The sequence below is a fragment of the Streptomyces sp. NPDC048337 genome (genome assembly GCF_043201175.1).
Taxonomy (GTDB): Bacteria; Actinomycetota; Actinomycetes; order Streptomycetales; family Streptomycetaceae; genus Streptomyces.
The window spans coordinates 101407-124787 of the sequence record NZ_JBICYR010000023.1; the positions used below are offsets into that span (position 1 = coordinate 101407).

Below are 23381 nucleotides of genomic sequence, written 5' to 3' on the forward strand. Positions count from 1 at the left end.
GGAAGCTTTGAGCGGCCTTCCCGACCCGAACGGGTCCCGGCACACACCGACGCCCCGGCGCGGGTCCCGTGGGGGGAATCCGTACCGGGGAAAGGAAAGCGCCCCGACCGCCGACCCGTGGGGGGATCGACGGCGGGGCGCTTTTCGTATGCCTGAAGTGCCTTGAGGGCCTCGGGTCAGCGGGCCTCTACGGGCACGAAGTCGCGCAGGACCTCGCCGGTGTAGATCTGGCGCGGGCGGCCGATGCGGGAACCCGGCTCCTTGATCATCTCGTGCCACTGGGCGATCCAGCCGGGAAGGCGGCCGAGCGCGAAGAGCACGGTGAACATCTCGGTCGGGAAGCCCATGGCCCGGTAGATCAGGCCGGTGTAGAAGTCCACGTTCGGGTAGAGGTTGCGCTCGACGAAGTACTCGTCGGCCAGCGCGTGCTCTTCCAGCTTCAGCGCGATGTCGAGCAGCTCGTCGCTCTTGCCGAGCGCCGAGAGGACATCGTGCGCCGCCGCCTTGATGATCTTCGCCCGGGGGTCGAAGCTCTTGTAGACGCGGTGCCCGAAGCCCATCAGGCGGACGCCGTCCTCCTTGTTCTTCACCTTGCGGATGAAGGCGTCGACGTCGCCGCCGTCACGCTTGATGCCTTCCAGCATCTCGAGGACGGACTGGTTGGCACCGCCGTGCAGCGGGCCCCACAGCGCGGAGATGCCGGCCGAGATCGAGGCGAACATGTTCGCCTGCGAGGAGCCGACCAGGCGCACGGTGGAGGTCGAGCAGTTCTGCTCGTGGTCCGCGTGCAGGATCAGCAGCTTGTCGAGCGCCGAGACCACGACCGGGTCCAGGTCGTACTCCTGAGCCGGCACGGAGAAGGTCATGCGCAGGAAGTTCTCGACGTAGCCGAGGTCGTTGCGCGGGTAGACCACCGGGTGGCCGACCGACTTCTTGTACGCGTAGGCCGCGATCGTCGGCAGCTTGGCCAGCAGGCGGATCGTCGAGAGGTGGCGCTGCTTCTCGTCGAACGGGTTGTGGCTGTCCTGGTAGAACGTGGACAGCGCGCTGACCACGGAGGACAGCATCGCCATCGGGTGCGCGTCGCGCGGGAAGCCGTCGTAGAAGCGCTTGACGTCCTCGTGCAGCAGCGTGTGCTGGGTGATTTCGTTGCGGAACGACGCGAGCTGGTCGACGGTCGGCAGCTCACCGTTGATCAGCAGGTACGCGACCTCGATGAAGGTCGAACGCTCGGCCAGCTGCTCGATCGGGTAACCGCGGTAGCGCAGGATGCCCTGCTCGCCGTCGAGGTAGGTAATCGCGGACTTGTAGGCCGCGGTGTTTCCGTAGCCACTGTCCAAGGTGACGAGCCCGGTCTGGGCCCGCAGCTTCGAGATGTCGAAGCCCTGGTCACCGACGGTGCTCTCGACCACCGGGTAGGTGTATTCACCGTCCGCGTACCGGAGTACTACAGAGTTGTCGCTCACGTCATCCCTCACCGACGTAGTGCCTCTTCTTCGAGGTGCCCTGACTGCCTCTACCTTCCCCCATTTGGCGCAGGAGAGTGCACTCGGGGTCGGCGTTTGGTGCTTCCGACGGCACTCAGTGCCGTCAAGCTGCTCATCCTGCCCCCTCCGCACCGGTGGTGGAACCCCAAATGATCGATCATCTAGGTGATGTTTCCCACCGGTATGCGGCCGGACAGTCGCGCCGCCACCGCCGTGTACCTCCTGCCTGCGGAAACGGTACGCACCGCCTGCCCCAGGGCCTTGCGGGACCCGACCAGGACGACCAGTTTCTTCGCCCGCGTCACCGCCGTGTAGAGCAGATTTCGCTGGAGCATCATCCAAGCACCGGTGGTGACCGGGATCACGACCGCCGGATATTCACTCCCCTGGGAGCGGTGGATGGTGACGGCGTACGCGTGCACGAGCTCATCGAGCTCCGAGAACTCGTAGCCGATCTCCTCGTCCTCCTCCGTCCGGACCGTCAGGCGCTGTTCGTCGAGGTCGAGGCCGGTGACCACGCCGACCGTGCCGTTGAAGACACCGTTGGCGCCCTTCTCGTAGTTGTTCCGGATCTGGGTGACCTTGTCACCCACCCGGAAGACCCGGCCGCCGAACCGCTTCTCGGGCAGGTCCGGCCGGGCGGGCGTGATCGCCTGCTGGAGCAGGCCGTTCAGGTTCCCCGCGCCGGCTGGGCCGCGGTGCATGGGCGCGAGCACCTGGACGTCCCGGCGCGGGTCCAGCCCGAATCTGGCCGGAATCCTTCGGGCCGCCACGTCCACGGCGAGCGCCCCGGCCGCCTCGGTGTCCTCCTCCGGGAAGAGGAAGAAGTCCGGCAGCCCGTCCGTGATCGGCGGCACCCCGGTGTTGATCCGGTGGGCGTTGGTGACCACGCCCGACTGCTGGGCCTGGCGGAAGATCCGGGTCAGCCGGACCGCGGGCACCGGGCCGCCCTCGGCCAGCAGGTCCCGCAGCACCTCCCCGGCGCCGACCGAGGGCAGCTGGTCCACATCCCCGACCAGCAGCAGGTGGGCACCCGGTGCCACCGCCTTGACCAGCTTGTTCGCCAGCAGCAGGTCCAGCATGGAGGCCTCGTCGACCACGACCAGGTCGGCATCGAGCGGCCGCTCCCGGTCGTACGCCGCGTCCCCGCCCGGTTTGAGCTCCAGCAGCCGGTGCACCGTGGAGGCCTCGGCCCCGGTGAGCTCGGCCAGCCGCTTGGCCGCCCGGCCGGTGGGCGCGGCCAGCACCACCTTGGCCTTCTTGGCCCGGGCCAGCTCGACGATCGAGCGCACCGTGAAGGACTTCCCGCAGCCGGGCCCGCCGGTGAGGACGGCGACCCGGCGGGTCAGCGCCAGCTTGACCGCGTCCCGCTGCTCGGGGGCGAGGCTGGCCCCGGTCCGCCCGGCGAGCCAGCCCAGGGCCTTGTCCCAGTCCACGTCCTGGAAGCCCGGCATCCGGTCGTCCTCGGCGTGCAGCAGGCGGCGCACCTGCCCCGCCAGTGACAGCTCGGCCCGGTGGAAGGGCACCAGGTACACGGCGGTCAGCGGATCCGGGCCGCCCTGCGGGTCCGGCACGGATTCCCGTACGACTCCCTCCGGATCGGCGGCGAGCTCGGCCAGGCACTCGATGACCAGCCCGGTGTCCACCTGGAGCAGCTTGACCCCGTCGGCGATGAGCCTCTCCTCGGGGAGGAAGCAGTGCCCCTGGTCGGTGGACTGGGACAGGGCGTACTGCAGCCCGGCCTTGACCCGCTCGGGGCTGTCGTGCGGGATGCCGACGGCCTGGGCGATGCGGTCGGCGGTGAGGAAGCCGATCCCCCAGACGTCGGCGGCGAGCCGGTAGGGCTGGTTCTTCACCACCGAGATGGAGGCGTCGCCGTACTTCTTGTAGATGCGCACCGCGATGGAGGTGGAGACGCCGACGCCCTGGAGGAAGACCATGACCTCCTTGATGGCCTTCTGCTCCTCCCAGGCCGCGCCGATCAGCTTCGTGCGCTTGGGGCCGAGCCCGGGCACCTCGATCAGCCGCTTCGGCTCGGCCTCGATCACGTCGAGCGTGGCGGTGCCGAAGTGCTCCACGATGCGGTCGGCGATCCTCGGGCCGATGCCCTTGATCAGGCCGGAGCCGAGGTAGCGGCGTATGCCCTGGATGGTGGCGGGCAGGACCGTCCGGTAGTTCTCCACCGTGAACTGCCTGCCGTACTGCGGGTGGGAGCCCCAGCGGCCCTCCATGCGCAGGGATTCGCCGGGCTGGGCTCCGAGCAGGGCGCCGACGACCGTCAGCAGGTCTCCCCCGCCGCGGCCGGTGTCGACGCGGGCGACGGTGTACCCGCTCTCCTCGTTGGCGTAGGTGATGCGCTCGAGCACCCCCTCGACCACCGCCAGTTGCACAGCCCCGTTCGTTGCCATGCCCCGAAGCTACCGTCCCGCTCCGACAGCGCGTCAGGCCTGTGGAAAACCAGAAGGGGGTCCGGCCTCGCGGCCGGACCCCCATCACGGTTACCCCTCCCGTGCCGGACTTCCCGATCCCCCCAGATCCCCTCCCGGAAGTGCCGACGCACCATACGACCCGCGATCGCCCCGGACGGTTGCACCCGGTTCCACAGCTTTACTTTTCCATTACGCAGCGCTCACCCGAGGTGCCGGTAAATCGGCACAGAAGTAGCGTTTCAGGCATGAGCGAACCTTCATTCCAGGACGACGTGTTCAATGAGCTCGGCGACGACAAGCTGACCGAGATCGCCGGACTGCTGGGCACCGACGCGAACGGCGCCCGCGACACCGTCGCCCAGACGGTCGGCGCCATGACCGGCGACCTCCAGCAGAAGGCCGGCGCCGATGACGACGACGGCGCGGAGGTCCGCCAGGCCTTCGCGGAGGTGGCGGAGCCGCCGCTCCAGGGCGTGTCGACGCTCGGCGGTGGCCTCGGCGGCATGCTCAGCGGCGGGATGATGGCCGGGGTGCTCGCCAAGGTGAGCAAGCCCGTGGCCAACGCCGTCTCGAAGAAGACCGGCATCCCCGCCCCCACCATCGCCCGGGTCATCGAAATGCTGATCCCGGTCCTGCTGGCCGTCCTCGCCAAGCGCGCGGCCGCCGGCAAGGGCGCGGCCGCCGGCGCCCCGACCGCGGGCGCGACCCCGGCAGCCTCCGGCGCGGCCCCGGCCGAGGGCGGCTTCGACCTGGGCGACCTGCTGGGCAACATCCTGGGCGGCAAGAAGTAAGAAGCAACACGTACGGGTGAACGGCGACCGGGGAACCACGAGCCATCCCCCGGCGCCGCCCCCCGCGCTATCCTCGGGCGCCATGGACACGCCCAAGGACGCCCCCGTCGGCCCGGTGCGCCTGCGGGATCCCGAGCCCGGCGATCTGGGCTGGATCGTGCAGCGGCACGGCGCGCTCTACGCCGCCGAATACGGCTGGAACGCGGAGTTCGAGGGCCTGGTGGCCCGGATCGTCGCGGACTTCGCCGAGGACCACGACCCGTATCTGGAGCGGGTCTGGATCGCCGAGCTGGACGGCCGACCGGTCGGCTCGGTGATGTGCGTACGGGAGGAGGGCACACCCGGCACCGCGCGGCTGCGCCTGCTCCTGGTGGACCCGGAGGGCCGCGGCCACGGCATCGGCACCCGGCTCGTCGACGCCGTCGTCGCCTTCGCCCGCTCGGTGGGCTACCGCGAGCTGGTGCTGTGGACCAACGACGTGCTGACCTCGGCCCGTTCCCTCTACCTGCGCGCCGGCTTCACCCTGGTCGCCGAGCGCCCGCACCGCTCGTACGGGGTCGCCCTGACGGGGCAGGACTGGCGGCTGCCGCTGCAGGAGAACTCCCCGCACTGACACTTCCCGCGCCGGCGCCCGAACCGACCCCCGTACGGTTCGAGGCGCGCGCGGGGGCCAGCGAGGTCAGCGCCACCCCGCCGACCAGGAGCACCGCGGCCAGCCAGCGCAGGCCCGAGACGGACTCCCCCAGCACCAGGGCCGCGGAGGACATCCCGAAGACCGGGACCAGCAGCGAGAACGGCGCCACCGAGGAGGCCGGGTAGCGGCGCATCAGGTAGCTCCAGGCGCCGAAGCCGAACACGGTGGAGATCCAGGCGACGTAGCCGATGACGGCCGCCCCGGACCAGTCGAGGGCGCGCAGCGCGGCCAGGTCCCGCTCGGGCCCCTCCAGCAGCAGCGAGAGCGCGAACAGCGGCAGCACCGGCACCGTGCACACCCACACCATGAAGTTCATCGCGTCGGGCGGGGAGGCCTTGCGGGTCAGGACGTTGGAGACGCCCCAGCAGGCGGCGGCCGCGACGACCAGCACGAAGCCGGTCACCGGCCCGGAGATGCCGCGGTCGATGGCGGCGACCCCGATCCCGGCGAGCGCCACGGCCATGCCCAGCACCCGTACCCGGCCGGGCCGTTCGCGCAGCACGACGGCGGCGAGGACGGCGGTGAAGACGGCCTGGACCTGGAGGACGAGGGAGGACAGCCCGGCCGGCATCCCGGCGGCCATGCCCGTGAAGAGGAGGCCGAACTTGGCGATGCCGAGGGCCGCCCCGACCCCGAGGATCCACTTCCAGGCGACCTTGGGGCGGCCCACGAAGAACACGGCGGGCAGGGCGGCGACCAGGAAGCGCAGGGCGGACAGGAGCAGCGGCGGGAAGTGGCCGAGCCCGATCTCGATGACGACGAAGTTGAAGCCCCAGACGGCGGCGACGAGCACGGCCAGAGCGGTGTGTACGGGACGCATGATCCGAGCATCGGCGCCCCGACCGTGTAGCACCAGCGCGAATCACTTCCGGGATGGATGAAGGATTGCTTACGAATAACAGCGGGGTGCCACCATGGGGCCATGCTCGATCTCGCCCGGCTGCGCGCCCTGCACGCCGTTTCCGTCCACGGCTCGGTCGCGGGCGCCGCGGCCGCCCTCGGCTACACCCCCTCCGCGGTCTCGCAGCAGATCTCCAAGCTGGAGCGGGAGACCCGCACCACCCTGCTGGAGCGGCGCGGCCGCGGGGTCGCGCTGACCGAGGAGGCCCGGCATCTGGCCGATACGGCGCAGGAGTTGCTGGCGATCGTGGAGCGCGCCGAGACCACCCTGGAGGAGCGCCGCGGGCAGCCGACCGGTCTGCTGACGGTGGCCGCGTTCGCCTCGGCGGCGCGCGGGCTGCTGCCGGGGGTGCTGGCCGATCTGGCCCGCCGTCATCCCTCGCTCGACGTACGCCTGACCGAGGTGGATCCGCACCTGTCGGTGGACCTGGTGGCCCGCGGTGTCACCGATCTGGCGGTGGCCCACGACTGGGACATCGCGCCCCTGCCCGCCCCCGAGGGCGTCGAGCAGGTGGTGATCGGGGACGACCTCTGCGACCTGGTCGTGCCCGAGGGCCACCCGTTCACCACGCGGCAGGTCGTCCGCCGCGCCGACCTCGGCGGTCAGCGGTGGGTGTGCCAGCCGCCCGGGCGGGTCTGCCACGACTGGCTGGTCCGCACCCTGCGCACGGCCGGCTTCGAGCCCGAGCTCGCGCACGTGGCGGAGGAGAACCACACCATCGTGGCCCTGGTCGCGGCCGGGCTCGGGGTGGCGGTGGTCCCCCGGCTGGGCACGGGCCGGCTGCCGCCCGGCGCGGTGGCCGTGCCCCTGGAGCCCGGGCCCGTACGCCGGTTGTACGCCCTGTGGCGGACCGGGGCCGCCCGCAGGCCCGCGATCACCGAGGCGGTCCGGACCCTGCAGGAGCACTGGAACCGCTGAGGGGTGGCGTCCGGGTGAAGGAGCGGCGGCAGGCCCGGGGAGGCACGCCCGGCGGCGTACGAACTGCTCGCGCAGGACGGCCGCGCTCCCGTGGCCGACCCGCGGGCGACCTCCTCCACCGGCAGTTCGGTGGTCTCCAGGAGCTCCTCGGCGCGGCTGAGGCGCAGGTTGAGGAGCAGGTTGAGGAGCCAGGTGTGCGGGGTGGTGCCGGTCGCGGCGGCGAACCGGCGGGCGAAGGAGCGCCGGCTCATCAGGGCGCGCCGGGCCAGTTCGGCGACGGGCAGCGGCTCGTGGAGGTGCTCGCGGGCCCAGGCGAGCACCTCGGCCACGGCGCCCCGTTCGCGGCCGACGGGGCCGACGTGCCGCTCTGAACGGCCGCCCGTGCCATACGGGGGACCTCCCGAGTGTCCGGGACTCCCCGGGCCGGCCCCGGAGTAGGGTCCGGCGCGTGTCGAAACACGCCTCCCGCCGGACCCTGCTCGCCGCGGCCGCGATGGCCGCCGTCACGGCCGCCGGGGTCGCCTCCACCGCCTTGGGCATCCGCCGCGCCCCCGAGGACGACCACCGCCCCGGGGACCTCGCGCCCGGCCGCCACCCCGACCGGGCCCGGCTGCGCCGCCTGATGGACGGGATGAGCCTCGCCGAGAAGGTCGGGCAGCTCTTCGTGTCCCGGGCGTACGGGCATTCGGCGACCGACCCCGACCCGGCCGACGCCGAGAAGAACCAGTCGCTGTTCGGGGTGCGCACCGCCGCCGAACTGGTCTCCCGCTACCACCTCGGCGGGGTCATCTACTTCGCCTGGGCCCACAACACCCGTACCCCGCGCCAGATCGCCGAGCTCTCGGTCGGCCTCCAGCAGGCCGCCCTGGCCTCCGGCGCCGGGATCCCGCTGCTGCTCTCCACCGACCAGGAGCACGGCGTCGTCGCACGCATCGGCAAGCCGGCGACCCTGCTCCCGGGGGCGATGGCGCTCGGGGCCTCCGGTTCCACCGCCGAAGCCCGCCGGGCCGCCCGGATCGCCGGGCGGGAGCTGGCCGCCATGGGCGTCCGGCAGGACTACGCGCCGGTGGCGGACGTCAACGTCAATCCCGCCAATCCGGTCATCGGCGTACGGTCCTTCGGCGCCGCGCCGCACGCGGTGGCGGACCTGGTCGCGGCCCAGGTCCGCGGCTACCAGAGCGCCGGGGTGGCCGCGACCGCCAAGCACTTCCCGGGCCACGGGGACACCGAGACCGACAGCCACGTCGGGCTGCCGGTGATGCGGCACACCCGGGCCGTCTGGGAGGAGCTGGACGAGCCGCCCTTCCGGGCCGCGGTGGAGGCGGGGGTGGACGCCGTCATGACGGCGCACATCGTCTTCCCGGCGCTCGACCCCTCGGGGGACCCGGCGACCCTCTCGAAGCCCATCGTCACCGGCATCCTGCGCGAACGCCTGGGCTTCCGGGGGGTGGTGGTGACCGACGCCCTCGACATGGCCGGGGTGCGGCAGAAGTACGGCGACGACCGGGTCCCGGTACTGGCCCTGCTGGCGGGGTGCGACCAGCTGCTGAACCCGCCGGACCTGGGGCTGGCGCACCGCAGCGTGCTGGCGGCGGTCGAGGCAGGCGAGCTGACGGAGGCGCGGATCGAGGAGTCGGTGCTGCGGATCCTGGAACTGAAGGCGCGCCGGGGCCTGTTCGACGAGGCCGCCCCCGCCGCCGCGGAGCTCGACGCCACCGTCGGCATCCCGGAGCACCTGGAGGCCGCCGACGAGATCGCGGCCGCCACGACCACCCTGCTGGCCAATCCCGCCGGGCTGCTGCCGCTGGACGCCTCGGCCGGTCCCCGGCTGCTGGTCACCGGCACGGACCCGGCCTCCCCCAGCGGCACCACGGGACCCCCGACGGCCGTGCTGGCCCGGGAGCTGACCGTGCTGGGCTGCCGGGCCGAGGTGGCGGCGCCCGACCGGGCGGTGGCGGCCGCGGCCGGTCACACGGCGGTGCTGGTGTGCACGTACAACGTGCCGGAAGGCGAGAGTCCGCAGCGCACCCTGGTGGCGGACCTCGTCGCGACCGGCGTCCCGGTCGTCGTGGTGGCCATCCGCAACCCGTACGACCCGGCCCGCCTGCCGGCCTGCGCGGCGGAGCTGGCGACGTACTCCTGGACGGACGTGGAGATGCGGGCGGCGGCCCGGGGGCTCACCGGTGCCGTACGGCCGGCGGGCCGCCTCCCGGTCGCGGTGCCGGGCCGCTACCCGCTGGGCCACGGGCTGTCGTACTGACCCGTGGCCCAGCCGGAAGGCGCGTTACGGCCGCAGCTGCGGCTCGCGCTCCAGGTCGCGCTGGTCGAGCTGCGCGTCGGGCGCCGCCAGCGGCGCCGCGCGGCCCGCGTCGGCGAGCGCGGCGGCCGGGGCCACGCCGGCCCACTGGAGGATCTTCGCGGTCGCGAGGGCCTTCTCGCCGTCCAGCAGCTTGGCCACGTTCGCGCCGTGGTTGGCTCCCGGCGCGATCATCACGTAGCTGTCGCGCGCCCCGTAGCCGAGGTGGAACGGCTCGGCGCCCCACGGGTCGTTCTGCCCGTAGACGAAGAGCATCTGGTGGGCGTTGTTGCGGACCCACGTGTCCACGTCCCGCATGGCCTGCGGCTGGAAGGTCATGGGGATGTCGCGGGGCACGAAGTTGCGCGGCGGCTGGTAGCCGTAGCGGCTCAGGCCGTCCAGGTGCGGCTGCTTGATGTCCGGGGAGCCGAGCTGCGTACCGGCCTGGTAGTAGTACGGCGTGTACGTCTCCAGGCCCTGGTCGGTGTAGGCGGAGAAGCCGGAGATCGCGTCGACCGTGTCCCAGATCTCCTGGTCGGAGGCGGTGGCGGCGGTGGGGATGGAGGCGCAGTCCGCGAGCAGGCTGTACTGCCAGAAGGCCCACACGTAGTCGAGCACGACGGCCTCGTAGGCCTTGTCGAGGTTGCCGACGGTGGTGAAGGTCCAGCCGTTCTCGGCGGCCGCGGCCGCGTACTTGGCCTCCAGCGGCTCACGGCGTACGAGGGCCTCGCGCTGGACGGCGTTCAGCTTGTCGCGGCACTCCTTGGTGCCGACCTTGGTGAAGAACCGGTCGTAGGCCGAGTCCTCCTTGTTGACGACGTCGTTGGGGGCGACGTACGCGACGACGCCGTCCATGTCGCGCGGGTAGAAGCGCTCGTAGTAGGTCGCCGTCATGCCACCCTTGCTGCCGCCCGTGGCCAGCCAGTTCTTGGTGTAGATCTTCTTCAGGGCGGTGAAGATGCGGTGCTGGTCGCTGGCGGCCTGCCAGATGTCCAGGTTCGCCCAGTTGGCCGGGGTGGGGCGGGAGGGGTTGAAGAATCGATACTCCAGCGACACCTGGTTGCCGTCGACGATGGTCGTCGGCTCGCTACGGCGCGGGTTGGTGTTGACGTTGTAGCCGGAGGTGAAGAACACCGTCGGCCGCGAGACGTCCTTGTGCAGAAGGGTCAGGCGCTGCTTGAAGGTGCCCTTCCACGGCTGCCGGTGGTCGACCGGCTGCTCGTAGTTCAGTACGAAGAAGCGGTAGCCGGGGTACGGCTTCTCCTCGATCAGGCTCATCCCCGGGATGCCGAGGATCTGGTCCTTGATGTCCGTCGCGGCCGCCGGCTGCGCGGCGGTGGCCGCTTGTGCCGTGAAGCCGGCCGCACCCATGGTGCCGATCAGCACCACGAGCGACAGCAGCCATCCGAGCGTCTTGCGCATTCACCCTCCCCTTGAGTTCACTTCGGTCGCCGTGAACCTAGCGGGGTCAACGCACTGCTGAACAGACCTAGTTGGGCCGGTCCGTCAGCACAGGATCCAGCCGGAATCGACGGATCCGGCCCCCACGCTCCCCTTTACATACACGCAGCGGCTGATCGCACCCACGGTGACGGGACCGGCATATCGGGTGAATCGCCCGATATCGCGGACCGGGGCCCCGCCGCGCGGCTGGATGCTCACCGCCATCGGGCGCCGCTCCCCGGGATCCCGGGCGACGGCCATCGCGCAGGCCTGGGTGCGGCTCTTGTAGAGGCGCACCTCACCCGTGTCGAACGGCAGCGTCACGGCCAGCCGGCCCCCACAGAGGGTGTCGGCCGCCGACCGGACCCCCGTCGACGTCTGCGCCGCCCGCGCGGACGGCGCCGCGAACAGCCCTCCGACACAGAGCCACAGCGCCGCCGCGAACACTCCCAGGGGCGCGACCCACCGGCCGCACCCCCTCCGCCCCTTCAGCACCCTGCCCCCCGATAGGTCGTACGTACAACGTGCGCACGTACGTACGACACCCGGGCCCCACGGAAGGTTGCGGTGGACAAGGAGCGGCCAAGGGACCGGCTACGCTGGGTGACTCCATCACAACTTGCCGTAGCCGCGAAAGGCACCACCATGACGAACGACCTGCTCGACCGCAAGCTGGAGCGCTCCTTCAACCGCCTCGACGCCGACGGGAGCGGGGTCATCGACTCCACCGACATCATCGCGCTCGGGTCCCGGCTGCTGACGGCGCTGAACGAGCCCGCCGACTCGCCCAAGGCGGACGCGGTGATGAACGGGCTCGCCGACTTCTGGCAGGACCTGTTCACCGAGCTGGACATCGACCGGGACGGCAAGGTCACGCCGGAGGAGTACAAGCTGGGCATGACGCGGCTATACGCACAGGGCGGGCCCGCCTACGACCGTTCCTTCCGGCCGATGATGAAGGCGCTCCTGACGATCGTCGACACCGACGGCGACGGCCGCATCAGCCCGGAGGAGTTCCACCGGGCGCAGGAGGCCTTCGACACGGAGGTGAGCCCCGCCGACGCCGAGGCGCTGTTCCGGCGGATCGACGCGAACGGGGACGGCACGCTCACCGTGGACGAACTCCTCGCCGCCGTCCGCGAGTACTACACGGGCAGCGACGAGGACGCCCCGGGCAACCTGCTCTTCGGCGAGCTCTGAGCCTCCGGCCCCACTGGGCTCACGCCGCGGTGGCCGGCTCGTCCTCCCCGACGAAGGTGCGCCACAGCTCGGCGTAGCGGCCGCCGCGCGCCAGGAGTTCTGCGTGGGAGCCGTCCTCCACGACCCGGCCGCGGTCCATGACCACGACCCGGTCGGCGCGGGCGGCGGTGGTCAGCCGGTGGGCCACCACGAGGGTGGTGCGCTTGCCGGCGAGCCGGTCGGTGGCCTGGTTGACCTGGGCCTCGGTGGCCAGGTCGAGGGCGGCGGTGGCCTCGTCGAGCAGCAGCACGTCCGGGTCGACGAGCTCGGCGCGGGCCAGCGCGATCAGCTGGCGCTGGCCGGCGGAGAGGTTGCGGCCGCGCTCGGCGACGGTGTGCAGGTAGCCGCCGTCGAGGGTGGCGATCATGTCGTGGGCGCCGACCGCGCGGGCGGCGGACTCCACTTCGGCGTCGCTCGCCTCGGGCCGCCCGTAGGCGATCGCGTCGCGGACGGTCCCGGGGAAGAGGTAGGGCTCCTGCGGGACGACGCCCAGGCGGTGGCGGTACGCCGTCAGGTCGAGCTCCCGCAGGTCGGCGCCGTCGGCGGTGATCCGGCCGGAGGTCGGGTCGTAGAACCGGGCGACCATCTTGACCAGGGTGGACTTCCCGGCTCCGGTCTCGCCGACGAAGGCCACGGTCTGGCCGGCGGGTATCCGCAGGCTGATCCCGGCCAGCGCCTCGCCCTTCTCCCCCCGCTCCTCGGCGGTCCCGTACTGGAAGCGGACGTCCTCGAAGGCGATCTCCCCGCGCAGTTCCGAGAGCTCCACGGGAGCGGCCGGGCGCGGGGTGGTGGTCGGCTCGCGCAGCAGCCCCTGGATGCGGCCGAGGGAGACGGTGGCCTGCTGGTAGCCGTCGAAGACCTGGGAGAGCTGCTGGACGGGGGCGAAGAACAGGTCGATGTAGAGCAGGTACGCGACCAGCGCGCCGGTGGTGAGCGTCTGGGCCTCCACCCGGCCCGCGCCGACGATCAGCACGGCGGCCGCGGCGCCCGAGGACAGCAGCTGGACGAAGGGGAAGTAGACGGATATCAGCCACTGGCCGCGGACCCGGGCGGCGCGGTACGAGTCGCTGCGCTCCGCGAAGCGGACGGCTCCGGCGCGCTCGCGGCGGAAGGCCTGCACGATGCGGAGCCCGGCGACGGACTCCTGGAGGTCGGCGTTGACCAGGCTGACCCGGTCGCGGGCGAGCTCGTACGCGGCGACCGACTTGCGGCGGAAGACGATCGTGCCGAGCACCAGCAGGGGCAGGGTGGCGAAGACGATCAGAGCGAGCTCGACGTCGAGGACGAGCAGGGCGACCAGGATGCCGAAGAAGGTGAAGACGGAGACGACGGCGGTGACGAGCCCGGTCTGCAGGAAGGTGGACAGGGCGTCCACGTCGGTGGTCATCCGGGTCATGATCTTGCCGGTCAGCTCGCGCTCGTAGTAGTCGAGGCCGAGGCGCTGGAGCTGGGCGAAGATCTTGACGCGCAGGGCGTACAGCACGCGCTCGCCGGTACGGCCCGTCATGCGGGTCTCGGCGAACTGCGCGGCCCACTGCCCGACGACCACGGCGAGGGCGAGGCCCGCGGCCGCCCAGACGGCGCCGAGCGCGGCCTGCTGCACGCCCTTGTCGATGCCGTGCCGGATCAGGATCGGCAGCAGCAGTCCGGAGCCGGCGTCGACGGCGACGAGGCCGAGGCTGATGGCGAGCGGCGCCCAGAACCCGCGCAGCAGGCGGCGCAGGCCGTAGCTCTCCTCGGCGGCCGTGGCGCGGGCCTCGTCCACGTCGGGGCTGTCCTCGGCGGGCGGCAGCGCGGCCACCTGGGCGAGGAGTTCGGGGGTGGCTCCCGGCATGCCCAGGCCGGGGGCGGCCCCCTCGGACTCCTCCTGGCGGCGCCAGAGCTCGGGGGTGATCCCGCCCGCGACCCGGCGCTTGGCATTGACGGGCTCGGAGTCGATCTCGGCTTCGAGCTCGATGTCCCGCTCCAGGTCCCGCTCGAACTCGGCCATCGCGGCAGCCGCGTCGGGGGTGCGCGGCGAGGCGGCCCCGAGGGCGTCCGGGTCGGTCAGCAGCCGCCGGTAGAGGGCGGATCCGCGCTCCAGCTCCTCGTGCGTGCCGATGGCGGCGAGCCGCCCGTGGTCCAGTACGGCGATCCGGTCGGCGAGCGCGAGGGTGGAGCGGCGGTGGGCGATGAGGAGGGTGGTGCGGCCGGCCATGACGGACCGCAGCGCCTCGTGGATCTCGTGCTCGACGCGGGCGTCGACGGCGGAGGTGGCGTCGTCGAGGAGGAGCAGCCGCGGGTCGGTGAGGATGGCGCGGGCCAGGGCGATGCGCTGGCGCTGGCCGCCGGAGAGGGTGAGCCCCTGCTCGCCGACCTTGGTGTCGTATCCGGCGGGCAGTGCCTCGATGAAGCCTTCGGCCTGCGCGGCCCGGGCGGCGGCGCGTATCTGCTCGTCGCTCGCGTCCGGGTGCCCGTAGGCGAGGTTGGCGCGGATGGTGTCGGAGAAGAGGAAGGAGTCCTCGGGGACCAGCCCGATGGCGTCGCGCAGGGAGGCGTAGGTCAGCTCGCGGACGTCGTGGCCGCCGACGCGGACGGCGCCGTGGTCGGCGTCGTAGAAGCGGGGCAGGAGGAGCGCGAGGGTGGATTTCCCGCTGCCGGAGGTCCCGACGACGGCGACGGTCTCCCCCTCCGCGAGGGAGAGCGAGAACCCGTCGAGGACAGGCCGCTCCGGGTCGTACCCGAAGCGGACGTCGTCGAACTCGACGGTGCCGGGCGCGTCGGCCGGCAGCTCGTGCGTGCCCTCCTCGATGACGGGCTCGGTGTCGATGAGCTCGAAGACCCGCTCGACGCCGGCGCGGGCCTGCTGGCCGACGGTGAGGACCATGGCGAGCATGCGGACGGGGCCGACGAGCTGCGCGAGGTAGGTGGAGAAGGCGACGAAGGTGCCGAGGGTGACCTGCCCCCGCGTGGCCATCCAGCCGCCGAGGGCCAGCATCGCGACCTGCCCGAGGGCGGGCACGGCCTGGAGGGCGGGGGTGTAGCGCGAGTTGAGCCGGATGGTCCGCATCCGCCCGGCGAAGAGCCCGCGGCCGGCGGCGCGCAGCTTGGCGGTCTCCTGCTCCTCCTGGCCGAAGCCCTTGACGACGCGGACGCCGGTCACGGCCCCGTCGACGACGCTCGCGACGGCGGCGGCCTGGCCCTGGGCGTACCAGGTGGCGGGGAAGAGCTTCTTGCGGCTGCGCTTGGCGATGAACCAGAGGGCCGGGGCCATCAGCAGGGCCACGAGGGTCAGCAGCGGGGACAGCGCCAGCATGATGCCGAGGGATATCCCGAAGAGCAGGAAGTTCCCGATGGTCATGGGCAGCATGAAGAGCAGGCCCTGGATCAGCTGGAGGTCGCTGGTGGCGCGCCCGACGACCTGACCGGTGGACAGCTCGTCCTGCCGCCGCCCGTCGAGGCGGGTGATGGCGTCGTACATGTCGGTGCGCAGGTCGTGCTGGACGTCGAGGGCGAGCCGCCCACCGTAGTACCTGCGTATGTAGGTGAGCACGTAGACGAGGACGGCCGCGCCTATGAGCATGGCCGCCCACGGCCCCATGGGCTTGGTCCGGTCCCCGATGACGTCGTCGAGGATCACCTTGGTGACCAGCGGCACGAGCGCCATGACGGCCATGCCTGCCAGCGAGGACCCGAGCGCCAGCAGCACGTTGGCCTTGTACCGCCAGGTGTAGGCGGTGAGCCTCCTGGCCCAGCCCTGTTTCCCGCCAGCCGCCGTCTCTGCCGCCGCCACGTGGTGCCTCCCCGTTCGTCCTGTCCTGCCGGAAGCGCCAACGCTCCGACCGGCGGATTTCATCCCGCCGCAACAATTCGAACGTGTATGCCGGGCGGCTCCGGCGCACGCGGGGAGCGGCCGGTCGGGGCAGTGGCGGTCCGGGTCAGCCGGGCGGCGCGGCCCCGGGTGCGGGGCCGGGGGGCGGCGGACAGACTGGGCGCATGTCCGAGCCGCAGGCGGCGAGCCCGTCGAAGGCGTTCCTGGAGAAGGTGGCGTACGTCGCCGCGCCCGGGACCATCGTCCTCGGCCTCCTCTACTACTTCGGCAGCACCTACACGGAGGCGTACTACGCCACTTTCGGCGTGCCGACGGCCGACCTCCAGTTCTCCGTCCAGTCCTATCTCGTCAGGAGCCCGAGAGCGATCTTCTTCCCGCTCTGGTTCCTGCTGTTCTGCGGGCTGGCCGTGCTGCTGGCGCTGGGGTGGGCGGGGCGGCGGCTGGCCCGGCCGGGGCAGTGGCGTCTGCGCGGGAGGGTGACCGCCTGGCTGCTCGCGGCCGGGTTGCTCCTGGTGCTGGCGGGCTTCCCGGTCTTCTTCTGGGAGGACCGGCTGCCGCGGCTCCCGCGTGGCTGGCTCCGCGAGTTCGTTCCCTGCCTGGCGGTGGCCCTGGGCGCCACGCTGGCGTTCTTCGCCGTCCAGCTGCACCTGACCGGCGGTGCCGACGGGCAGGACCGGCGGGACCACACGGCCGACCGGCTGTGGCTGGCGGCCGGCGCCCTGCTCCTCGGGGTGCTGACGATGAGCCTGTTCTTCGGCATGGCGCGGTACGTGGCGGCGGCGGGCCGCAACGTGGCCATGAACGACGCCGCGGCGGGCTACCTCTCCAGCCCGAGGGTGGTCGTCTACTCCAAGGTCCCCGTCACCCACCACGCCCCGGGCATCGTCCCCGAGGACCTGGGCAGCGCCAAGGCCCCGTACCGCTACCAGTACCGCGGCTTCCGGGTCCTCGCGAAGGCGCCGACCCGCTTCTACCTCGTCTCCTACCTTCCGCACCGGCGGGAGCGCACGCTGGTGGTCCTGCCCGACGACGAGACCGTCAGGATCGAGATCCGCCCGTGAGGGACGCCTCATAGCTGTCGGTGGGCCCGGGCGCCTCGGAGTACGCGTCGGAGGTCGGCGAGGGCGACGGGGTCTCCACCCCCGTGGTGTCCTCCCCGCCGGGCGTGGCCTCGCCGGAGATGCCGACGGTCAGCACGTTGCCGTCGGAGGTCCTCGCGGTCAGCTGCCCGGTGAAGGGACCGGCCGCCGTCGCGACGTGCCGCACCCGGATCCGGCAGGTACCGCCCGGCTGCAGCTCGACGCCCGAGCAGCCGTCGTCGACGACCGACATCTCGCCGCTCTCCGCGGTGGCGGCGACGTTCTGGACGGTGACCGGGCCGCCGCCGCTCGGGTTGACCACGGTGACGTCCTCGCCGGCGGGCTCACCGACCCGCGCGGTCGGCACGTTGACCTGCGACGCGGAATCGTCGGCCCCCTGCCCCAGGAACACCGAGGCCGAGGCGTCGGGGGTGCCGCTCTCCTCGATCGCGGAGGTCTGCGTCCGCGGGGACGGCGACTCGGACCCGCCGCCCGACCCCCCGCCACACCCCGCGGCCGCGGCCAGCACCCCGGCCACCACCGCCCCGGCAAGACCGCGGACGACTGCACGCAGCACGGCACCACCACCTCCGCTCCGGACCGGCCCGCCGCCAACGTCCCACACCCCCGCCCCACCGGCGTCCGTGACACAGCGTCATCACCCGAAGGGACGCGGCGCCCCTACCCGTGCGTCGGGGCGAACATCCGGAGGCCGGCCGGAAGCACCAGGACCGAAGGGCCCGGTTCGGCCAGGGACTTGGCGAGGTCCTCGCGCAAGGTGGCCGGGGTCGTGGTGGCGGCCGGGATGCCGAAGGAGTGGGCCAGGGCCACGAAGTCGGGGCGGAGGAGATCGGTGCCGGTCGTGCTGCCGTACTCGCGCAGGATGCCGTAGCCGCCGTCGTCCACGATCAGCCAGGTGACGTCCAGGTCGTGCTGCTTCGCCGTGGCCAGCTCCGCCAGGGAGTACATCGCGCCGCCGTCGCCCGAGACGGCCAGAACCGGGGTGCCGGGTTCCGCGACGCACGCGCCGAGGGCGGCCGGGAAGGCGTAGCCGAGGCCGCCGGCGCCCTGGGCCGAGTGCATGGTGTTGGGGTGCTTCGCGTCGAAGGCGGACCAGGCCCAGTAGGACAGGATCGTCATGTCCCAGAAGGACGGGGAGCGCGGCGGAAGGGCCTGCCGGATCGAGGTCAGGAGCTGCTGCTCCAGGGCCACGTCCTGGGCGGCCAGGCGGGCCGCGATGTCGGAGAGGACGAGGCGGACGCGCTCGGGGGCCTGGGGGTCCTCGCGTTCGGGGACCGTTTCGAGGAGGGCCTGGAGGGCGAGGCGGGCGTCCGCGTGGATGCCCAGGGCGGTGTGGTTGGACTCCAGCTTGCCGAGGTCCGCCTCGATCTGGACGACCCGTCCCGTCGGGAAGAACGTGTGGTAGTTGGAGGAGAGTTCGCCCAGGCCCGAGCCGACGACCAGGAGGACGTCCGCGTCCTCCAGGAAGTCCGTCATGTGGCGGTCCTCCAGCCAGGACTGGAGGGACAGCGGGTGGGTCCAGGGGAAGGCGCCCTTGCCGCCGAAGGTGGTGACCACCGGGGCGTTCAGGCGTTCCGCCAGCTGCTTCAGCTTGCCCGCCGCGTCCGCGCGGATCACGCCGCCGCCCGCGATGATCACCGGGCGGGCGGCCGAGGACAGCCAGTGGGCCGCCACCGCCGTGAGCTCGGGGCGGGGCGCCAACTCGTGCGGGGTCGCGTCCATGCCGGTGACCTGCGGGATGAAGGTCTCGGCGCGGATCACGTCCTCCGGGATCTCCACCCACACCGGTCCGTGGGGAGCGGTCAGGGCCGACTCCCAGGCCTCGGCGATGACGGAGGGGATCTGGGAGGGGCTGCGGGCCACGTGGACCGACTTGACCACGTCCCGGAAGGAAGCGGACTGGTCGCGCAGCTCGTGCAGGTGGCCGCGCCGGCCGCCGCCCAGGCCCGCCACCGGGACCTGGGAGGAGATCGCCAGGACGGGGGCGGACGCGGCGGCCGCCTCCTGCAGGGCCGGCAGGGCCGTCAGCGCGCCCGGGCCCGTGGAGAGCAGGAGCGGGACGGCCTCGCCCGTGAGGCGGCCGTACGCGTCCGCCGCGAAGCCCGCGTTGTTCTCCACCCGGAGGGTGACGAGGCGGAGGTCGGAGCGGCCGACCGCGTCGAAGATGCCGAGCGCGTGCTGGCCGGGCAGCCCGAAGGCGGTGGTCGTACCGAGGGAGCGCAGCGTTTCCACGACCAGGTCCCCGCCCGTCCGCCCCGGCGGCGGCGCGAGGGCGGCCGCCGTCTGGGCTTCGGTGGGACGGAGTACCAGGTCGTGGTCGTGCGTCACGCGCTTACGTGCCCTTCTTACTTCGCCTTCGCCGCCGCGATCTGACGGCTCATGATCGTGGTGAGCTCGTACGCGGTGTGCGAGGCCGCGACCGAGGTGATCTCCGCGTGATCGTACGCCGGGGCCACCTCGACGACGTCGGCGGAAACGAGGTTGCAGGAGGACAGGCCGCGGATGATCTCCAGCAGCTCGCGGGAGGTCATGCCGCCCGCCTCCGGGGTGCCGGTGCCGGGCGCGTGCGCCGGGTCGAGCACGTCGATGTCGATGGAGATGTACAGCGGACGGTCGCCGATGCGCTGGCGGAGCTGGTCCGCGATCTCGTCGGCGCCGCGGCGGTAGACGTCCGCCGAGGTGACGATGCCGAAGCCCATCTTGGCGTCGTCGTCGAGGTCCTGCTTGCCGTACAGCGGGCCGCGCGTACCGACGTGGGAGAGCGCCTCGGTGTCGAGGATGCCCTCCTCGACGGCGCGCCGGAACGGGGTGCCGTGGGTGTACTCGGCGCCGAAGTACGTGTCCCAGGTGTCCAGGTGCGCGTCGAAGTGGAGCAGGGCGACCGGGCCGTGCTTCTTCGCGACCGAGCGAAGGAGGGGGAGGGCGATGGTGTGGTCGCCGCCGAGGGTCATCAGGCGGGAGCCGGAGGAGAGGAGCTCGTCGGCCGCGGCCTCGACGGTCTCCACGGCCTCGTTGATGTTGAAGGGGTTGACGGCGATGTCACCTGCGTCCGCGACCTGCGCGAGGGCGAAGGGGGAGGCGTCCTGGGCCGGGTTGTACGGGCGCAGCAGGCGGGAGGCCTCGCGGATGGCGTTGCCGCCGAAGCGGGCGCCGGGGCGGTAGGAGACACCGGAGTCGAAGGGCACGCCGACGACGGCGACGTCGGCGGAGCCGACCTCGTCGAGGCGCGGCAGGCGGGCGAAGGTCGCCGGGCCCGCGTAGCGCGGGATGCGGGAGGAGTCGACGGGGCCGCGCGGCTGCGTGCTCATGGGGGATGCCCTTCTGGAGGTACTGCTGGTTCCTGCTGGTGCGGTGCTTCGAGCGTAAGCCGACACCTCCGGGCCGCGAAGTGTACGTTTTATCCACAGACCATCCCCTGATGTGTACGGAGTATCCACTCATGGAGGCACCGCCCACCCCACCCGTCCCTCTCGGCGCGCTGCTCGCCGACCGGGAGCTGGGCCTGCGGCGGCTCGCGGGGCCCGGGGAGGCGGAGGTGCACGGGGTGCACGCCTCCGAGATGGCGGATCCCTCGCCGTACCTGCTGGGCGGCGAGCTGCTGCTGACGGCCGGGGCCGACCTCGCGGAGCCGGTTCCGGGGGCCTCGTCGGCCGGCACGGACCCCGGGGAGTACGTCGCCCGGCTGGTGCGGGCCGGAGCGGCCGCGGTCGGGTTCGGGGTGACCCCGGTGCACGAGACGGTGCCGCGGGCCCTGATGGACGCCTGCGACCGGCACGGGCTGCCCCTGGTCGAGGTGCCGCCCGGGACCCCCTTCACGGCGGTCGCCCGGACGGTGTGGCGGCTGATGGCCGAAGCCCGCACGCGGGAGCTGCGCCGGGTCACCGAGGCGCAGCAGTCCCTGGCCGCGGCGGCCGGCCGGCCGGACCCGGTCGCGGCCGTACTCTCCCGCCTGGCGGCGGCCCTGGGCGGCTGGGCGGCCCTCCTCGCCCCGAGCTCCCCGGACACGGGCCCGGTGGGCCCGGTCCCCGGCGGAACGGGCGGCACCCGGCCGGGCGCCACCGGCCCGAGCCCCGCCGGCGACGCGGGCAGCCTCGGAACGGGTCCCGCAGGGGCAGGTACCGCAGGCGCGAGTGCCGCAGGGCCGCGCCCGGCCAGGGCCGCCGGGGGTGAGCCCGGGGTGGAGGTGCGGGGTGCGCTGGAGAGGCTCGCGGAGCGCGTGGCGCCCGGTTCCGCGGCGACCGCCACCGACACGCTGGCCGGTACGGACCTGGCCGTCTACGCGGTGGGCGGCGGGCAGGTGCTGGCCCTCGCCACCCCGGGCCGGGCCCCCGGCGACCACACCATCGCCTCCGTCGCCGCCGTGCTGCTCGCCCTGCTCACCGCGAGCCGCCCGGCCGGGACGGAGGCGGCCGCCCTCACCCGGCTGCTGCTCGACGGCGACCCGGCCGCGGCCCTCGCCGCCGGGCCCTGGTACGCCGTGCACGCCCGGGGCACCGGCGATCCGCAGACCCTCGCCGCCGCGCTGGGCACCGCACTGCTGGACCCGCGCGGGCCGGTCGTACGACTGCTCACCGACCGGGAGCCCGACGCTCAGCCCGGCTGGCGGCTCGGGGTGAGCGCCGCGGCCGCGGCCGGAGGCCTGGCCACCGCCGACGCGCAGGCCGGGCGGGCCCTGGAGCGCGCCGAGGCGGCCCGTACCGCGCTGGCCCGGCACCGGGCCCCCGGCTTCGCGGGGCTGGTCGGCGCGGCCGAGGCCCGCGCCCACGCCGAGGCCCTGCTCGGCCCCCTCTCGCCCGCCCTCCGGGACACCCTGCGCGCCTGGCTGGCCCACCACGGCAGCTGGGACCGCAGCGCCGCCGCGCTCGGCGTGCACCGCAACACCGTCCGCCAGCGCATCGGCCGCGCCGCCGAGCTGCTGGGCGCCGACCTGGACGACCCGGACGCCCGAATGGAACTGTGGTTCGTGCTACGCACTCTGGACAGCGGGGATAACCGGCCGGTAACTTAATCTGAGCAAGCGCTTAGACGTAAGCCATCAATTGAGCAACCACGACGGCGCGCAACCACCTCCGCGAGAGCGGCGGCGGTTTGGCCGCAAAAGGGAGTGTCGGCTGTGCGCCGTACCGTTTTCAACGAGGACCACGAGGCGTTCCGCGAGACCATCCGCGCCTTCATCGAGGCCGAGGTCGTCCCCGTCTACGACGAGTGGTTCGCAGCCGGACAGGCGCCGCGCGACTTCTACTACAAGCTCGGCGAGCTGGGCGTCTTCGGGATCAACGTCCCCGAGGAGTTCGGCGGCGCGGGCCTGGACACCCACAAGTTCGAGGCCGTCCTCTACGAGGAGACCTCCCGCGCGGGCGTGAACTTCGGCGGCTCCGGCGTGCACGTGCTGCTGGCCCTGCCCTACATCAAGATGCTGGCCGACGACGAGCAGAAGAAGCGCTACCTGCCGAAGTTCGTCACCGGCGAGGAGATGTGGGCCCTGGCGATGACCGAGCCGGGCACCGGCTCCGACGTCGCGGGCATGAAGACCACCGCCAAGCTCTCCGAGGACGGCACCCACTACGTCCTCAACGGCGCCAAGACCTTCATCACCGGTGGCGTCCACGCCGACCGCGTGATCGTCTGCGCCCGCACCTCCGCCCCGCGCGAGGACGACCGCCGCTTCGGCATCTCCCTCTTCGCCGTGGACACCAAGTCCGAGGGCTACTCCATCGGCCGCAAGCTGGACAAGCTCGGCCTGCGCACCTCCGACACCGCCGAGCTGGCGTTCGTCGACGTGAAGGTGCCGGTCGAGGACCTGATGGGCGAGGAGGGCAAGGGCTTCTACTACCTCGGCCACAACCTGGCCTCCGAGCGCTGGGGCATCGCCTTCGGCGCGTACGCGCAGGCCAAGGCCGCCGTCCGGTTCGCCCAGCAGTACGTGCAGGAGCGCACCGTCTTCGGCAAGCCGGTCGCCCACTTCCAGAACACCAAGTTCGAACTGGCCGCCTGCCAGGCCGAGGTGGACGCCGCCGAGGCCGTCGCGGACCGCGCCCTGGAGGCGCTGGACGCCCACGAGCTGAGCGCCGCGGAGGCCGCCTCCGCGAAGCTCTTCTGCACCGAGGTCGCGCACCGCGTCATCGACAAGTGCCTCCAGCTGCACGGCGGCTACGGCTACATGAACGAGTACCCGATCGCCCGCCTGTACGCGGACAACCGCGTGAACCGCATCTACGGCGGCACCAGCGAGATCATGAAGTCGATCATCGCCAAGTCGATGGGCCTGTAAG

16 protein-coding genes and 2 pseudogenes are annotated in these 23381 nt (G+C 72.6%); 8 read left to right on the forward strand and 10 right to left on the reverse strand.

Features of this window, described 5'->3' with window-relative positions:
• Nucleotides 1–176 precede the first annotated feature (176 nt).
• Nucleotides 177–1466, reverse strand: coding sequence for a citrate synthase (locus ACGFYU_RS30260; protein ID WP_393830488.1), 1290 nt, complete (start codon nt 1464–1466; stop codon nt 177–179).
• Nucleotides 1467–1648: 182 nt separating this feature from the next.
• Nucleotides 1649–3895, reverse strand: a complete 2247-nt coding sequence (locus tag ACGFYU_RS30265; RefSeq protein ID WP_393830489.1) for an ATP-dependent RecD-like DNA helicase — start codon at nt 3893–3895, stop codon at nt 1649–1651.
• A gap of 266 nt (nt 3896–4161) precedes the next feature.
• On the opposite strand from ACGFYU_RS30265, the gene ACGFYU_RS30270 reads away from it, so the two are divergent.
• Nucleotides 4162–4707 carry a DUF937 domain-containing protein gene (locus ACGFYU_RS30270; RefSeq protein WP_393830490.1) on the forward strand — a complete coding sequence of 182 codons (546 nt, stop codon included), beginning with the start codon at nt 4162–4164 and terminating at the stop codon, nt 4705–4707.
• Between the two features lie 115 nt (nt 4708–4822).
• Nucleotides 4823–5320, forward strand: a pseudogene (locus ACGFYU_RS30275) (GNAT family N-acetyltransferase); the annotation flags it as partial.
• On the opposite strand, the gene ACGFYU_RS30280 reads toward ACGFYU_RS30275, so the two are convergent.
• On the reverse strand, nt 5226–6221 hold the full coding sequence (locus tag ACGFYU_RS30280) for an EamA family transporter (RefSeq protein WP_393830491.1): 996 nt from the start codon (nt 6219–6221) through the stop codon (nt 5226–5228). The pseudogene ACGFYU_RS30275 and the gene ACGFYU_RS30280 overlap by 95 nt on opposite strands.
• Before the next feature lie 102 nt (nt 6222–6323).
• On the opposite strand from ACGFYU_RS30280, the gene ACGFYU_RS30285 reads away from it, so the two are divergent.
• Complete coding sequence (locus tag ACGFYU_RS30285) at nt 6324–7220, forward strand: LysR substrate-binding domain-containing protein (RefSeq protein ID WP_393830492.1); 897 nt, start codon at nt 6324–6326, stop codon at nt 7218–7220.
• Here ACGFYU_RS30285 and ACGFYU_RS30290 read toward each other — a convergent pair.
• Nucleotides 7177–7549, reverse strand: a pseudogene (locus tag ACGFYU_RS30290) (helix-turn-helix domain-containing protein); the annotation flags it as partial. The gene ACGFYU_RS30285 and the pseudogene ACGFYU_RS30290 sit on opposite strands and share 44 nt — an antisense overlap.
• Before the next feature lie 164 nt (nt 7550–7713).
• Here ACGFYU_RS30290 and ACGFYU_RS30295 point away from each other — a divergent pair.
• Entirely contained in the window at nt 7714–9480 is a 1767-nt protein-coding gene (locus ACGFYU_RS30295) for a glycoside hydrolase family 3 protein (RefSeq protein ID WP_393830520.1), read from the forward strand.
• Between the two features lie 24 nt (nt 9481–9504).
• Here the strand turns inward: ACGFYU_RS30295 and ACGFYU_RS30300 are convergent, their stop codons facing one another.
• Both ACGFYU_RS30300 and ACGFYU_RS30305 read right to left on the reverse strand, forming a co-directional pair.
• Nucleotides 9505–10938, reverse strand: coding sequence for a S28 family serine protease (locus ACGFYU_RS30300; RefSeq protein ID WP_393830493.1), 1434 nt, complete (start codon nt 10936–10938; stop codon nt 9505–9507).
• An 84-nt stretch (nt 10939–11022) separates the two neighbouring features.
• On the reverse strand, nt 11023–11283 hold the full coding sequence (locus ACGFYU_RS30305; RefSeq protein ID WP_393830494.1) for a hypothetical protein: 261 nt from the start codon (nt 11281–11283) through the stop codon (nt 11023–11025).
• Nucleotides 11284–11604: 321 nt separating this feature from the next.
• Here ACGFYU_RS30305 and ACGFYU_RS30310 point away from each other — a divergent pair, with 321 nt between their 5' ends.
• Nucleotides 11605–12159, forward strand: a complete 555-nt coding sequence (locus ACGFYU_RS30310; protein ID WP_393830495.1) for an EF-hand domain-containing protein — start codon at nt 11605–11607, stop codon at nt 12157–12159.
• Nucleotides 12160–12178: 19 nt separating this feature from the next.
• On the opposite strand, the gene ACGFYU_RS30315 is transcribed toward ACGFYU_RS30310, so the two are convergent.
• Entirely contained in the window at nt 12179–15970 is a 3792-nt protein-coding gene (locus ACGFYU_RS30315; protein WP_393830496.1) for an ABC transporter ATP-binding protein, read from the reverse strand.
• A gap of 203 nt (nt 15971–16173) precedes the next feature.
• On the opposite strand from ACGFYU_RS30315, the gene ACGFYU_RS30320 reads away from it, so the two are divergent.
• A complete protein-coding gene (locus tag ACGFYU_RS30320) occupies nt 16174–17070 on the forward strand; it encodes a hypothetical protein (RefSeq protein WP_393830497.1) in 897 nt (298 codons plus the stop codon).
• On the opposite strand, the gene ACGFYU_RS30325 is transcribed toward ACGFYU_RS30320, so the two are convergent.
• From ACGFYU_RS30325 to speB, 3 genes are all read right to left on the reverse strand, one after another.
• A complete protein-coding gene (locus ACGFYU_RS30325; protein ID WP_393830498.1) occupies nt 17048–17665 on the reverse strand; it encodes a hypothetical protein in 618 nt (205 codons plus the stop codon). The genes ACGFYU_RS30320 and ACGFYU_RS30325 overlap by 23 nt on opposite strands.
• Nucleotides 17666–17769: 104 nt before the next feature.
• Complete coding sequence (locus ACGFYU_RS30330; protein ID WP_393830499.1) at nt 17770–19437, reverse strand: thiamine pyrophosphate-binding protein; 1668 nt, start codon at nt 19435–19437, stop codon at nt 17770–17772.
• Nucleotides 19438–19454: 17 nt separating this feature from the next.
• Nucleotides 19455–20417: an agmatinase gene (speB, locus tag ACGFYU_RS30335; RefSeq protein ID WP_393830500.1), complete on the reverse strand. Its 963-nt coding sequence runs from the start codon at nt 20415–20417 to the stop codon at nt 19455–19457.
• 131 nt (nt 20418–20548) lie between these two features.
• Between speB and ACGFYU_RS30340 the strand changes: the two genes are divergently transcribed.
• Both ACGFYU_RS30340 and ACGFYU_RS30345 read left to right on the forward strand, forming a co-directional pair.
• Nucleotides 20549–22117: a PucR family transcriptional regulator gene (locus tag ACGFYU_RS30340; protein ID WP_393830501.1), complete on the forward strand. Its 1569-nt coding sequence runs from the start codon at nt 20549–20551 to the stop codon at nt 22115–22117.
• A 105-nt stretch (nt 22118–22222) separates the two neighbouring features.
• On the forward strand, nt 22223–23380 hold the full coding sequence (locus tag ACGFYU_RS30345) for an acyl-CoA dehydrogenase family protein (RefSeq protein ID WP_393830502.1): 1158 nt from the start codon (nt 22223–22225) through the stop codon (nt 23378–23380).
• Nucleotide 23381: the final 1 nt, after the last annotated feature.

Excerpts from the sequence above, each read along its gene's own strand:
- ACGFYU_RS30340 (WP_393830501.1), top strand. The coding sequence starts at position 20,549 with ATGGAGGCACCGCCCACCCCACCCGTCCCTCTCGGCGCGCTGCTCGCC.
- ACGFYU_RS30270 (WP_393830490.1), top strand. The coding sequence starts at position 4,162 with ATGAGCGAACCTTCATTCCAGGACGACGTGTTCAATGAGCTCGGCGAC.
- speB (WP_393830500.1), bottom strand. The coding sequence starts at position 20,417 with ATGAGCACGCAGCCGCGCGGCCCCGTCGACTCCTCCCGCATCCCGCGC.
- ACGFYU_RS30295 (WP_393830520.1), top strand. The coding sequence starts at position 7,714 with ATGGCCGCCGTCACGGCCGCCGGGGTCGCCTCCACCGCCTTGGGCATC.
- ACGFYU_RS30265 (WP_393830489.1), bottom strand. The coding sequence starts at position 3,895 with ATGGCAACGAACGGGGCTGTGCAACTGGCGGTGGTCGAGGGGGTGCTC.
- ACGFYU_RS30285 (WP_393830492.1), top strand. The coding sequence starts at position 6,324 with ATGCTCGATCTCGCCCGGCTGCGCGCCCTGCACGCCGTTTCCGTCCAC.
- ACGFYU_RS30280 (WP_393830491.1), bottom strand. The coding sequence starts at position 6,221 with ATGCGTCCCGTACACACCGCTCTGGCCGTGCTCGTCGCCGCCGTCTGG.
- ACGFYU_RS30300 (WP_393830493.1), bottom strand. The coding sequence starts at position 10,938 with ATGCGCAAGACGCTCGGATGGCTGCTGTCGCTCGTGGTGCTGATCGGC.
- ACGFYU_RS30310 (WP_393830495.1), top strand. The coding sequence starts at position 11,605 with ATGACGAACGACCTGCTCGACCGCAAGCTGGAGCGCTCCTTCAACCGC.
- ACGFYU_RS30320 (WP_393830497.1), top strand. The coding sequence starts at position 16,174 with ATGTCCGAGCCGCAGGCGGCGAGCCCGTCGAAGGCGTTCCTGGAGAAG.